The organism is Streptomyces sp. NPDC002698, assembly GCF_042888945.1.
Taxonomy (GTDB): Bacteria; Actinomycetota; Actinomycetes; order Streptomycetales; family Streptomycetaceae; genus Streptomyces.
The window spans coordinates 263,878-276,357 of sequence record NZ_JBIAQM010000006.1 but is presented as its reverse complement, the minus strand read 5'-3'; the positions used below and the strand labels follow the sequence as shown (position 1 = coordinate 276,357).

The following is a 12,480-nucleotide window of genomic DNA, read 5'->3' as shown; positions in this document are numbered from 1 at the left end:
AACCCCATGCGTACACGCGTTCTCGTCGTCGCCCTCGCCGGCGCGCTGGCTCCGCTCGCCCTGACCGTCCCCGCCGCCCACGCGACCGCGGCCGCCGTCCCGTACGACTTCAACGGCGACGGCCGCGTCGACCTCGCGATCGGCGCCCCCGACGCGACGGTCGGAGGCCAGTCCAAGGCGGGTGCCGTCTCGGTCGTCTACGGCAGCTCCACCGGGCTGAAGACGGCCACCCGCACCCTGATCACCCAGAACACGGCCGACGTGCCCGGCACCGCCGAGGCGGACGACGCGTTCGGCAGCGCCGTCGCCTCCGCCGACCTGAACAAGGACGGCTACGCCGACCTCCTGGTCGGCGCGCCCGGCGAGGACGTCGACGGCGACACCAACGGCGGCGCGGTGGTCGCCGTCTGGGGCTCCCCGTCCGGTCTCTCCGGGGCTCGCACGGTCGTCAACTACTGGAAGCAGGAGACGGACCGCTACGGGCAGGCCCTGGCCGTGGGCGACCTCGACGGTGACGGCGACCTCGACGTCGTGGTCGGTTCCACCGGTTCCTGCGCCCTGAGCTTCGTCAACGGCCCCGTCACCCGGTCCGGCTCCTTCCAGGGCGGCTCGGGCTCGGGCTTCCCCGCCCCCTACTCCCCGTCGTACGGCGTCACCTCCGTGTCCGCCGGGCGGATCTCCCCCGCCTGGTCCACCAGCCTGGTGGTGCACGGCCGGCAGCCCCGCACCGGTGCCGCCGTCACCCACCTGGTCACCGACCCGTCCATCGGCAACTACACCGACTGGTGGCAGGAGCTGCCCGCCGGTACGGTCTCGGCGGTCGGCGACATCGACAAGGACGGGTACGCCGACATCGCCATCGGCAATCCGGCCGAGACCTCCGCCGACCCGGCGGGGGCCAAGGGCGGCAAGGTCACCGTGGTCTACGGCGGACCGGGCGGCGAGGACACCTCCCGCGCCCCGCTGGTCCTCGGCCAGGACACGCCGGGCGTGCCGGGCGCGGCCGAGGCGGGCGACGCCTTCGGCAGCAGCGTCTTCCTGGGCGACGTGGACGGGGACGGGTTCAAGGACCTGGCGATCGGTGCGTCCGGCGAGGACTTCGGCACCGGATCGGTCACCGTTCTGCGGGGCACCGCCTCCGGGCTGACGACCAAGGGCGCGGCGTCGTACACCCAGAACACCGCGGGCGTCCCCGGCACGGCCGAGAAGGGCGACCGCTTCGGCGCACGGGTCCTGCTCGCCGACCACTCCGGTGACCACCGCGCCGAGCTGACCGTGGGAGGCCCGGGCGAGAACGCGGGCGACGGCGCGGTCTGGTCGCTGCGCGGCGCCTCCGCAGGACCGACGACGGCCGGGGCGCTCTCCTTCGGCCCGTCGGCCACCGGGGTCTCCACGGCGGGTGCCCCGCGGTACGGCTCGGTCCTCAACAACTGATGCCGCGCGGCACCGCTCGGTCAGCGGCCGTCAGGGCGCCTACGCGGTGCGAGAGCGTGGAGCCCCGCACAACAGACTCGGTAGCCGAAGAACCACCGCGATCGTGAAGGCGTGAGGCTTCACCGCCGTCAAAGCCTGCCCTCAAAGCCTGCCGTCAAAAGGCCCCGGACCGTGATCGGTTCGGGGCCTCTTGCCTGGTGCCCCGGCAGGATTCGAACCTGCGACACCCGCTTCAGGAGCGAGGTCGGCCGACCCGGTGGCTGATCTGCGAAATGAGCCCTCCACGGGGTGTGGGAGCCCCCCCACGGGGCGTGGGCTTCGCGGCTGGTGGACGCCTGCTGTTCCCCGTGACTCCCCGCTCGTTCCGGCACGTTGTGGCACGCGTTCAACCGACGGCGGGCTCGCCGGCTGAACGGGCGCGCTTCGCGCCATGCGCTCATCTCTGCGTCTCAAGGCCACAGCTCACCTCCGTATCGGCCGCTGACACCGAGGGTGCCACCGTCGAGAGCTGCACCGACCTGGTTCGGCGACCACGCCCCTCCGCCGAGCCGGTCGCGGCCGTGCCGCGACAATGGTCGGGTGAAAGAAGAGCCGCCCGCACCGACGCCCGTCATCCTCGGCATAGACGACCTCCGGCCGCTGCCCTGGACCACGCGGATCGCGCGCAGCAGCGGCGAAGGCGTCAAGCTCCTGCAAGAGCACCGCGACAGCTTCATCGACGAACTCTGGCTCGACCACGACCTCGGCGGTGACGACAGCATCCTGCCCGTGGTGACCCTCATGGAAGAAGCCGCTTTCAACGGGCGGCCCTTCCAGATCGGCACGGTCTTCGTACACAGCGCCAACCCCATTGGCGCCGAGACCGTCGTCCGGTCACTCGCACGCTGGGACTACCAGGTCCGGCGGGCAACGGTCTAGGAATCTGATTTCGAGGTCTGGCCTCGTCTTTACCAGGTCGATCGCGGGGCGTTGGGAACGTTGGTCGACCGACTGCACCCCTCGGCCGATCGCCCGCCGAGGTCCGGCGCTGACCACCGCTGTTCGGGGTCGGCCTCGTTGCGGAGGTCGACCCGGCTTCGTTGCCGATTACCTCACGTCGACGAGGTCACCACTGGAGTTGGCCGCCGGCGTTGTCGAGGCGCCCGCGAAGGAGTGGCGGTAGTACCCGTCGGCTGAAGCCTGCACCGTGGTCTTCAGTGTGCCGGTGCTGCTTGTCGTGACGGTCTTGCCCTTCGTCACTGGCTCGGGTGTGGCATTGACGGTGAGCCGGGAGGCACGCTGCACCTTGACCGTGCGGTACGAATAATTCCAGGACTGGACCCGGTTGAAGGAGGAGTCCACCGGCAGCCGGCCGGTCCTTGTGGTGCGGATGTGGTGCGTGTCCCGCTCACTGGTCTGGACAACAAAGAACCCCCGGGTCGTCGACCTGGGGGTTTCACATGGAGCGGGTGACGAGAATCGAACTCGCACTCTCAGCTTGGGAAGCTGAGGTTTCCTGGCGGTGGTCGCTGCGCTGATCTGCGGCGGAGTGGTGCTGGAGCCCGGGTCGTCTCTGGGGTCAGTCCCCGCTGTTCCCCGTGGTTCCCCGCGGGATCTGGCACGCGAATGGCACGGTCTCTTCGCCTCGGACGTCGCTTGGCGAAGCTGTGCGATGGAGCGTCTGGGTCTCAGCCGACGGCAGTCAGCCACGATGGTGGGTCGGTCGACCGTGTGCCTCCCCGTACCCCTGCCAGCCTGAGCCAGGCTATCCGGCGGTCGACCGGCTCAAGCCTCGACGGTAAAAGCACATGGGTGGCGCCTTGCACGATGACCTCTTCGTCTCGCGGCAGCTTGACCGAGACGGGCGCCTCGGCGAGGCACCCGCTACCTTCACTGACCATCTGCCACGGGGCGCACGCTTTCCAACTGTGCCGGTGGGGCTTGGGGCTTCGAGCGGGGCCGTTCACCTGCGTTCATGGGCGTTCGGCCGCGGGAGCGGCCACCGGCTTCGGTCTCGTCTGAACGACCGTGAACGGTGCTGAATGAGACGGAAACTGAGACGGGCGCCGGGGCCGGGGTCGCTAGCATCGTTGCTGTTGAAGGGGAAGTCACGGCGCTGGTCCGCAGGGGACCGCGACGAATCGTTGTCGACGGCATGGCTTACCTCTGGCGGCTGCGGGGCAGGCCGACGTACTTCGAGGTTGGCATCATCTGCTGGGCGGACAAGGGTTACCAAGGTGCCGACGGCACGGTCCGCGTTCCCTACCAAGGCTGTTGAGACAGCCTTTCCACAGGTGAGCAGTCCGTCAACCGGCCCCATGCCAAGATCCGGGCGCTCGCCGAACAGGCCATTGTCCCCTGAAATCCTGGCAGCTCCTCCACAAATTCCGGTGCTCGACCGCCCGAATGAGGGGGGGGCAGCCATTCAGCTCAATATTTATCGCACATTCCTTGATGCATACTGATTGATTCCAGCGACACCGGCCGAGTGAATCTTTGCCGAGGTCATTCGCCTGCGTAATATGCCGCCGACAGAAGGGGCGATTCTGTTCGACGAGGAACGCCGGAAGCCCCCCACAGGAGTTGGACACTCGATGACACTGAACATTCCCAGTGTGCCGCCGCGGCGCACAATGACGGCCTGGATTGCAGGGGTACTCACCCTGCTGGTCGCCATTGCCGTTGTGGCAGTGACGCCTACACGAGCAAATGCCGCAACAGCTGTAGATCTGGGTACCGCGGAAAGCTTCGCGGTACTGGCCGGTTCGACGGTCACCAACGAAGGTAATTCTGTAGTCACCGGAGACGTCGGTGTATCTCCGGGAACGGCCGTTACCGGATTCCCGCCAGGTACGGTGACGGGCGGGTCGATCTACGCGGGCGCGGCGGCAGCAGGAGCGAAGGCCGACCTTGGTACGGCGTACGACGACGCTTTCGGTCAGCCTACGGAATTCAACCTTTCCGCGGCGCCCGTGACTCCCACACTGCTTCCGGGTACCTACGCCGTCCAGTCCGGTCTCCTGGTCAACGGCACCTGGACCCTGGATGCCCAGGGCGACCCCGATGCCGTCTGGGTGTTCAAGGTTCCCGCGGGCCTGACAACGGCATCCGGGAGCAACATTGTCCTTCAGAACGGCGCCCAGGCGTGCAACGTGTTCTGGGTGACCGACGAATCGGCCACGCTCGGATCCGGTTCCACCTTCGTGGGCACCCTCATGGCGCTCACCTCGATCACTGTCAATAGTGGGGCGACCATCCAGGGCCGGGTGCTGGCCCGCAACGGGGCCGTGACGCTGAACAACAACGTGATCACCAGGCCGGAGTGTGAGAGCACCACCACCACGACCACTGGTGATGCTGCGACCACTGGTGACGCTGCGACCACCGGTGATGCTGCAACGGGTGATGCTGCGACCACTGGTGACGCTGCGACCACCGGTGATGCTGCAACGGGTGATGCTGCGACCACTGGTGACGCTGCGACCACTGGTGACGCTGCGACCACCGGTGATGCTGCAACGGGTGATGCTGCGACCACTGGTGACGCTGCAACGGGTGATGCTGCGACCACCGGTGACGCTGCAACGGGTGATGCTGCGACCACTGGTGACGCTGCAACGGGTGACGCTGCGACCACCGGTGACGCTGCAACGGGTGACGCCACGGGCGGACACGACTGCAACTGCCACATGAAGCCGGGGAAGCCGGGGAAGCCGGGGAAGCCGGGCAAGCCGGGCAAGCCGGGCAAGCCCAGCCACCACGACAAGCCCAGCCACCACGACAAGCCCAGCCACCACGACAAGCCCAGCCACCACGACAAGCCCAGCCACCACGACAAGCCGCAGATGTCCAGCCATGACGAGTGGCCGGGCAAGCCGGGGAAGCACTTCGTGCACGAGGAGCTCGTTCCGAGCTGGATGTAAGACGGGTGGCGCGCGGCGGATCGTCATCAATTCCGTCGCGTGCCGTCCGTGGAAGCAGGAGCAGCAGGTGCGAGCAGTCAGGATGGGAAGGACCGGGTGGGGCCGTGCTGAGCGGCAGTGAGTCGACAAACTTGAAGTATCCGCAGCCGACCGGAGCTAAGCCGGCAGCGCAGGACGGTGGCGGAAGACCGGGTGGCACCCGCAGGATTTCAGGGCCACCCCGCCCGCTGAGCGCTGGAACGGGAACCGCGGTGGCCCTGTGTCTGGCAGTGACCCTGGTCCATGTACTCCTGGTGTTTCTGTACGTGGCGCCTCCGAACGCCGTTTCAAAGGCGTACAGCCAGCAGGTCAACGCGTGGGTCCGGCCCGTGTTCGAGCAGAACTGGCGGCTCTTCGCACCGAATCCGCAGTCCGCCAACCGACAGATCTCAGCGAGGATCAAACGGACAGCAACGGACGGCACCGCACAGGTGAGTGGCTGGATCGATCTGACCGCCGGGGACGATGCCGCCGTCAAGCACAGCGTTTTCCCGAGCCATACGGCGCAGAACATGCTGCGCCAGGCTTGGAATTCGTACCTGAAAACGCACGGCGGCGACAACCAGCCGCGCTCGGAGCGGGCTCTGATGATCGAGAAGTATCTGCGCAACATCGCAGTCGATCGCGTCGCCGCCCGACATGGCGGCTCCTTCGGTTCCATCCAGCTGCGGGTGATCTCGCGGCCTATCGCTGCGCCCGGCGCAGCGAGTGGATCCCCCCGGGCCGCCAAGGCGTTGACGCGGGCCGAAACCCGGTATCTGCCCTGGTGGAAGGTGGCCTCGCATGGAACTGACTGAGCAGGAACCGGTCGCGGCGCCCACCGCGTCCGAACGCACCACTGAGCGGGCAGCCGTTCGCATGCCGCAGCGCGTTCTCGACCGGACCCATGCGTTCCTCGCCTTCCTGACCGAACGGCCGGTCTCCCTGTACGCGGCGGCGGTACTGCGCATCGGGTACGGGCTTCTCTATCTCGTCTTCCTGCTCCGTGAGTTTCCACACCGCAACGAGATGTGGGGGCCAGGTTCACCGTGGACGCCCACACTGGCCAGGCAGATGTTCGACCAGAGTGGGTGGGCCAGCGTCCTCACCCTGTCCGACAGCCAGGTGTACTTCGAGGTCTGCTACGCCGTGGCTCTGGTGACGTGTGCGCTGTTCTTGCTGGGCTGGCGGACGCGGGCGGTGTCCGTGTTGTTCGCGGTCGTGGTGGTGTCGTTCCACGCCAGGGCGATCTTCATGGCGGACGGCGGGGACAATCTCATGGTCCTCATGGCTGTCTACCTCGTCTTCACCGCGTGCGGCCGGTGCTGGTCCCTCGACGCCCGCAGGACCCGGCTCCAGGCGTCGGCGGGCAAGACGGCAGGCCCGCGGGGCAGCGATCTCCGGCACCATCTCGGCGACGCCCGCATCATCTTGACCACCGTGCTGCACAACTGCGGCATGTTCGTCATCGCCGCCCAGGTCTGCTTCCTCTATGGATGCGCGGGCCTGTACAAGGTGCAGGGCCCGAAGTGGGGCGACGGCACAGCCCTTCACTACGTCCTGAACATCGACCTGTTCCGGCCCTGGCCCGAGCTGTCCCAGACGATCGCCAGCCATCATGTGCTGATTGCCGTCGTCGGTTACCTGACGGTGCTGGTACAGGTCGCGTTTCCGTTCGTCCTGTTCGGCAGGCTCAAATACCCTGTTCTGGTACTGCTGTTGGGCATGCACGTGAATATCGCGGTGCTTCTGGGGCTGCCTCTCTTCTCCGGCGCGATGATCGTCGCCGATGCCGCATTCCTGCCGGACCGCTTCTACCGCGCGCTGGGACGGCTGTGGCGGCGCACCTTCCAGCGCACAGGTGGCATGGGAGCGGAAGCTCCGGTACGGACAGCAAGGGCTGCGGTGCCGCCGCAGCCCTTGCTGAAGTAGGGGTCAACAGTCCGGTTTCCCTCTCATGTGGGCCGGGAGAGAGCAGGTGACTGTGCCGCCTGGTAGACGATGGCGGTTCTTCGCGACAACCTGGTAGACGCCACGTGCCATCCAATTGACAGGCGGCAGCTGAAGAACAAACCCGAGCCACCACCAGCGCCTTCGTCCGCACATCAGCATGGCGGACAGGGCGCGTGGTCCGCCGTGGACCCTGCCGTCGGCCGGGCTGATCCAAAGGACCTCGCGGTCGGCTCTGTCTTCGGTGACACCCAGGGCGGCGAGGTCGGCGTACTGCCAGGGAACGAATTGCACACGCGGCTGAATGGTGCGCCGGGCAATTTCGATCGTTCTGCTACAAAAACCGCAGTCTCCGTCGAACAGCAGAATGGGCTTGCTTGCCATCTGGGTTGCCTTTCCTCCACGGACTGCGTTGAAGATCTTCAGTGTGCGGTGATCAAAAGCCGATTGGTGAGCAACACGACCTATAAGCGCGTAACGCCAGCTTGTTGGAGCTCCTCGGTCGGGCGGTTCATGGAAGGTGATCTCGAACCGGGCGACTTCGTCCGCCGCCGAGACCGGCAGGAGCGGATCCACGATGACCGGCGAGAGGCCCGGGGAGACAGGCTGCGGTGACCGGGGAAGCCGATCGGCGTCCGGGCATCCCCCGCGGGGAGCGCGGGGCGATCAGCGTCGCCGACGGGGTCGTTGCGAAAATCGCTTCCCGGGTGGCGCGGGAGGCGCTGAGCCGGTTCACCGAGTCGGCCGGCCACGTACCACCCGGCCGCCGGACCCCACACGTGACCGCATCCGTGCGGCGGGCACCGGAGCCGAATGCCGCAGGACGAGACGGTGAGTCTGCCGCCGGACGACAGGCGGTGCTCGGGGAGGCACGGCTGCGCATCACCGTCGAGCTCGGCTATCCGTCCGACATCGGGGCACAGTGCGCCGCAGTGCGCCGGGAGGTCACCGAACGGCTCAGGGCATGGGCCGGCATGGACGTCCCCGACCTCGCGGTGTCTGTCTCGAGGCTGCACTCGGTGCACTCGCGGCGCATTCGATACGTGAAGGTCGGCCGTCACGTCCGCATCCCCGCAAGCGCGGTGGATGAGTTCCTCGCTGCGCACACGGTGAAGCCGTTCAGGCGTCCGCGTGCTCGATACGGGAGGGCCGCCTGATGGCCAACAGCAAGGGCAGGCGGCGCCGGTTCGGCGCGATTCGGCGTCTCAAGTCCGGGCGCTATCAGGCCCGTTATCCGGGGCCCGACGGGGTGATGCGTCCGGCGCCGTTCACCTTCGAGACGACGGCGGACGCGGACGACTGGCTCGCTGAGAAGCAGACCGAGATCCGCAGGGGGGAGTGGCGTGACCCCGAGGCTGGAGCGGTGGGCTTCCGCGCCTACGCGGACAAGTGGATCGAGGAGCGGGAACTCGCACCGCTGACCCAAGATCTCTACCGGTACCTCCTCGACAAGCACCTCTTCGCCTTCGCCGACACGGACTTGGACGAGATCACCGCACCTCGCGTCCGCGAGTGGCGCACCGAGAGGCTGCGCACGACGGGAGCCAAGACGATCACCGCCAAGGCGTACCGGCTCCTCAAAGCCATCATGGAAACGGGGGTTGATGACGAGCTGATCCAGCGCAACCCGTGCCGGATCAAGGGCGGCGGCAAGGAGAAGGCCGTCGAGCGGCGCATTGCGACCGTTCCCCAGGTGGACGCTCTCGCCAACGCCGTCGGGATGCGGTGGCGCCTCATGGTCTACCTCGGCGCCTACGGTCCGATGCGGCCGGAAGAGCTGGCCGGCCTCCGCCGCCGAGACGCCGACCTCGACACCCTGCGTATTCGCGTTCGCCTCGCCGAGCCGGAGCGGATGAACGGGCGGCGTGTGCAGGGAGAAACCAAGTCCGAGGCGGGCACTCGAACGGTCGTCCTTCCCGCGTTCCTCCGTCGAGAGCTGCGCTGGCATCTGGAGTCGTACGCCGAGGGGGGGCCGGACGGTCTGATCTTCGTCGGGGAGAAGGGAGCTCCCTTCCGGCGTAGCACCTTCGGCACGAAGTGGAGAAGGGCACGTGCGCTGGTCGGCATGCCCGAGGGCTTCCGGTTCTACGATCTCCGCCACACCGGTCACACCCTGTCCACGCGCTCCGGTGCGACGCTCAAGGACACGATGGTGCGGGCCGGCCGGTCCTCGGAGAGGGCGGCGCTGATCTATCAGCACTCCGACGACGATCGACAGCAGGAAGCTGCTGCCGTGCCAGTAGAGGACACCGATGATCCGGACGAACAACGTTCTGGCACGGATCTGGCACGCGGCGAGTGATCGCAGCGGACAGCAAAAAGGCCCGGGTCGATGACCTGGGCCTCTGTCATGGAGCGGGTGACGAGAATCGAACTCGCACTCTCAGCTTGGGAAGCTGATGTTCTACCACTAAACTACACCCGCGTAAGACGCCGGTTTCGGCCGGCGTCGAATGCCCGCTCACTGTACCTCATGCCCGGCCCCCGGCGTCGAAGCCGCGGGGCCCGTTCGCGTTTCGGAGGGTGGACGCGGCTGCGGGGGACGGGAGTTGGGGCGTACGGTGGGGACGTTGAAGCGGGTCCAGGCGGGGTCGGAGTGCCGCCTGGAGAGCCATCCCTTTCATCCCGTAATGTGGATTTCGTTGTCAGGGCATCAGCCCGACGCGGTTCTTGGGGAAGGGACTCTGGGACTTGATGGAGCGCACCGTCGTCCGTTGTGCCGAGGGGCACGTGTTCAGCACCGCTTCGTTCCCGATGCAGCAGGCCGAGCGCCTCGGCCCCGGCCGGCTGCTCCGGTGTCCACGGTGTGCCCGGCTCCGCAGTGTGGTGCCGGTGGCCTTGGAGAAGACAGTGTCGGAGCGCTAGTACGGGCGCGCGGGGCCGTCACGATTGTGGTGGCTCCGCCCGCCTTGCGTATCCTCAGGACGTGCTTCTCTCAGACAAGGACATCCGGGCCGAGATCGACGCCGGGCGGGTCCGGATCGATCCCTACGACGAATCCATGGTGCAGCCGTCGAGCATCGACGTGCGCCTCGACCGCTACTTCCGGGTGTTCGAGAACCACCGCTACCCCCACATCGACCCCTCGGTCGAGCAGGCGGACCTCACGCGGCTCGTCGAGCCCGAGGGTGACGAGCCGTTCATCCTCCACCCCGGGGAGTTCGTCCTCGCCAGTACGTACGAGGTCATCTCGCTGCCCGACGACCTCGCGTCACGGCTGGAGGGCAAGAGCTCGCTGGGACGGCTGGGGCTGGTCACCCACTCCACCGCCGGGTTCATCGACCCCGGGTTCTCCGGACACGTCACCCTCGAGCTGTCCAACCTCGCGACCCTGCCGATCAAGCTGTGGCCGGGGATGAAGATCGGGCAGCTGTGCATGTTCCGGCTCAGCTCGCCGGCCGAGTTCGCGTACGGCAGCGACCGGTACGGCTCCCGGTACCAGGGCCAGCGCGGGCCGACGGCCTCGCGGTCCTTCCTGAACTTCCACCGCACCCAGGTCTGAGGCGATACCCATGTCTGCTGTGCGCGAGAACCTCACCTACGAAGGGTTCGGCGTCGCCGTACGCGAACTCGCCCGGACCATCGCGGACGACGGGTACGAGCCGGACATCGTGCTCTCCATCGCCCGGGGCGGCGTCTTCGTCGCGGGCGGGCTCGCCTACGCCCTCGACTGCAAGAACATCCACCTGGTCAACGTGGAGTTCTACACCGGGGTGGGGACGACGCTGGAGATGCCGGTCATGCTGGCCCCCGTCCCCAACGCGATCGACTTCTCCGACAAGAAGGTCCTGATCACCGACGACGTCGCCGACACGGGCAAGACGCTCAAGCTCGTGCACGACTTCTGCGTGGGCGAGGTCGCCGAGGTCCGCAGCGCCGTGATCTACGAGAAGACCCAGTCGCTCGTGAAGTGCGAGTACGTCTGGAAGCGGACGGACGAGTGGATCAACTTCCCGTGGAGCTCCGAGCCCCCCGTCGTCCGGCGGTCCGGCCAGGTGCTCGACGCGTAGGCGCGACGCGCGGCCACGACGGTTCGCGGTCATGACGTGAAGAGGGACCCCCGGCGGTGTGCCGGGGATCCCTCTTCGTCGTGTCCGGGCGGGGGCGTGTGCCGCCCCCACCGGCGTCAGAACGTGCCGAGCTTGATGATCGACAGGATGGCGATCAGCTGGATGGAGGACGCGGCGAGGGCCTTCGGCCACGGGAGGTCGTGGGACTTGCCGACCATCAGGGTCAGCAGGGCGCCCGCTGCGACCCAGGTGATCCAGCCGAGGAGCTTGACGAAGGACGCGTCGCCGCCGAGGAACATGGCGAGGAGCAGCCGCGGGGTGTCCGTGATGGACATGATCAGCATGGAGAGGCCGACCGTGGGCTGCCAGGCACCGTCGCCGCCGAGCTGGCGGGCCAGGGTGTGGGTGACCACGCCCAGGACGAACGTGCTGAGCACGAGGGCGACAGCGGTCGTCAGGACGATCGGGACGGCGTTGGAGAGGGTCGCGTTGATGGCGTCCTCGCGGGCGCCGTCGAAGCCGAAGACCGCCAGCAGGCCGTAGAGGAACGTCACGATCAGGGCCGGGGCCCACATCGCGTAGTCGCGCATCTGGAGGAAGGTCTGGTTGGGGGCCGTCACTATGCCCTTGAGCAGGTCCTTCCAGTGCAGCCGGGGGCCGACCGGTGGAGCGGCCGCCTGGCCCGCCCGGTAGACGTCCCCCTGGTTGTAGGGGTCCTCGCCGATCGAGAAGGCCTGCGTATGGCCGGGGCTGTTCGCGGCGTACGGGTCCGGGCCCTGCTGCGGGTGACCGTCGCCGAAGTACTCCGGCTCGCCGTGCCCGCCGGCGTGTCCGCCGCCCTGGGGCCAGCCGCCCTGCTGTCCACCGCGGTAGGGCTGGCCGCCCTGCTGTCCGCCGTACGGCTGCTGTCCCCCGTACTGCGGCTGCGATGGCGCGGGCGGATAGCCGTACGGCTGCTGCCCGCCTCCCTGGGGGGACTGCTGTCCACGTCCCTGGGAGGACTGTCCGTACGACGGTTGTTGTTGCGGTCGCCCTTGCGGGGCACGGTTGTCCCGGCCCCCGCGTCCGATCCTGAATCCAGCCACGTCATCGAACGTACCTGGTCCCGGAGAGCGGCGTGCCGGAGCCGGGGCAACGGGCCCGGCATTGGGTCCGAGCTGTGACAT

The 12,480-nt window shown here is 67.8% G+C and carries 11 protein-coding genes, 2 tRNA genes and 2 pseudogenes; 10 read left to right on the top strand and 5 right to left on the bottom strand.

Going from position 1 to position 12,480, the window contains the following annotated elements; genetic code table 11:
• The first annotated feature begins 6 nt into the window (after window positions 1-6).
• Entirely contained in the window at window positions 7-1,434 is a 1,428-nt protein-coding gene (locus ACFYW9_RS12155) for a hypothetical protein (RefSeq protein ID WP_389148125.1), read from the top strand.
• A gap of 195 nt (window positions 1,435-1,629) precedes the next feature.
• On the opposite strand, the gene ACFYW9_RS12150 is transcribed toward ACFYW9_RS12155, so the two are convergent.
• Window positions 1,630-1,695 (bottom strand) — tRNA-OTHER (locus ACFYW9_RS12150).
• A 318-nt stretch (window positions 1,696-2,013) separates the two neighbouring features.
• Here ACFYW9_RS12150 and ACFYW9_RS12145 point away from each other — a divergent pair.
• Window positions 2,014-2,352, top strand: coding sequence for a cyclic-phosphate processing receiver domain-containing protein (locus tag ACFYW9_RS12145; RefSeq protein WP_389148122.1), 339 nt, complete (start codon window positions 2,014-2,016; stop codon window positions 2,350-2,352).
• Window positions 2,353-2,520: 168 nt separating this feature from the next.
• On the opposite strand, the pseudogene ACFYW9_RS12140 reads toward ACFYW9_RS12145, so the two are convergent.
• Window positions 2,521-2,745, bottom strand: a pseudogene (locus ACFYW9_RS12140) (calcium-binding protein); the annotation flags it as partial.
• Between the two features lie 865 nt (window positions 2,746-3,610).
• On the opposite strand from ACFYW9_RS12140, the pseudogene ACFYW9_RS12135 reads away from it, so the two are divergent.
• The 4 genes and pseudogenes from ACFYW9_RS12135 to ACFYW9_RS12120 form a co-directional block, all read left to right on the top strand.
• Window positions 3,611-3,882: pseudogene (locus ACFYW9_RS12135) on the top strand (transposase family protein); the annotation flags it as partial.
• Between the two features lie 125 nt (window positions 3,883-4,007).
• Window positions 4,008-5,336, top strand: coding sequence for an ice-binding family protein (locus tag ACFYW9_RS12130; RefSeq protein ID WP_389148119.1), 1,329 nt, complete (start codon window positions 4,008-4,010; stop codon window positions 5,334-5,336).
• Between the two features lie 251 nt (window positions 5,337-5,587).
• On the top strand, window positions 5,588-6,172 hold the full coding sequence (locus ACFYW9_RS12125; protein ID WP_389148116.1) for a DUF5819 family protein: 585 nt from the start codon (window positions 5,588-5,590) through the stop codon (window positions 6,170-6,172).
• Between the two features lie 61 nt (window positions 6,173-6,233).
• The gene (locus ACFYW9_RS12120; RefSeq protein ID WP_389148338.1) at window positions 6,234-7,286 is read left to right on the top strand and encodes an HTTM domain-containing protein; all 1,053 of its coding nucleotides are present in this window, start codon (window positions 6,234-6,236) and stop codon (window positions 7,284-7,286) included.
• Between the two features lie 3 nt (window positions 7,287-7,289).
• Here the strand turns inward: ACFYW9_RS12120 and ACFYW9_RS12115 are convergent, their stop codons facing one another.
• A complete protein-coding gene (locus ACFYW9_RS12115) occupies window positions 7,290-7,688 on the bottom strand; it encodes a thiol-disulfide oxidoreductase DCC family protein (RefSeq protein WP_389148113.1) in 399 nt (132 codons plus the stop codon).
• Window positions 7,689-7,915: 227 nt separating this feature from the next.
• Between ACFYW9_RS12115 and ACFYW9_RS12110 the strand changes: the two genes are divergently transcribed.
• Complete coding sequence (locus tag ACFYW9_RS12110; RefSeq protein ID WP_389148110.1) at window positions 7,916-8,461, top strand: excisionase family DNA-binding protein; 546 nt, start codon at window positions 7,916-7,918, stop codon at window positions 8,459-8,461.
• Window positions 8,461-9,606 carry a tyrosine-type recombinase/integrase gene (locus ACFYW9_RS12105; protein ID WP_389148107.1) on the top strand — a complete coding sequence of 382 codons (1,146 nt, stop codon included), beginning with the start codon at window positions 8,461-8,463 and terminating at the stop codon, window positions 9,604-9,606. Before ACFYW9_RS12110 ends, ACFYW9_RS12105 begins: the two co-directional genes overlap by 1 nt.
• 49 nt (window positions 9,607-9,655) lie before the next feature.
• Here ACFYW9_RS12105 and ACFYW9_RS12100 read toward each other — a convergent pair.
• A tRNA-Gly gene (locus ACFYW9_RS12100) sits at window positions 9,656-9,729 on the bottom strand.
• Window positions 9,730-10,230: 501 nt separating this feature from the next.
• On the opposite strand from ACFYW9_RS12100, the gene dcd reads away from it, so the two are divergent.
• Both dcd and ACFYW9_RS12090 read left to right on the top strand, forming a co-directional pair.
• Window positions 10,231-10,806, top strand: a complete 576-nt coding sequence (dcd, locus tag ACFYW9_RS12095) for a dCTP deaminase (protein WP_326786575.1) — start codon at window positions 10,231-10,233, stop codon at window positions 10,804-10,806.
• A 10-nt stretch (window positions 10,807-10,816) separates the two neighbouring features.
• Window positions 10,817-11,314 carry a phosphoribosyltransferase gene (locus tag ACFYW9_RS12090; RefSeq protein ID WP_351871400.1) on the top strand — a complete coding sequence of 166 codons (498 nt, stop codon included), beginning with the start codon at window positions 10,817-10,819 and terminating at the stop codon, window positions 11,312-11,314.
• A 116-nt stretch (window positions 11,315-11,430) separates the two neighbouring features.
• Here the strand turns inward: ACFYW9_RS12090 and ACFYW9_RS12085 are convergent, their stop codons facing one another.
• Window positions 11,431-12,480 (bottom strand): Yip1 family protein, encoded by a 1,050-nt coding sequence (locus ACFYW9_RS12085; protein WP_389148102.1) that lies wholly within the window; start codon window positions 12,478-12,480, stop codon window positions 11,431-11,433.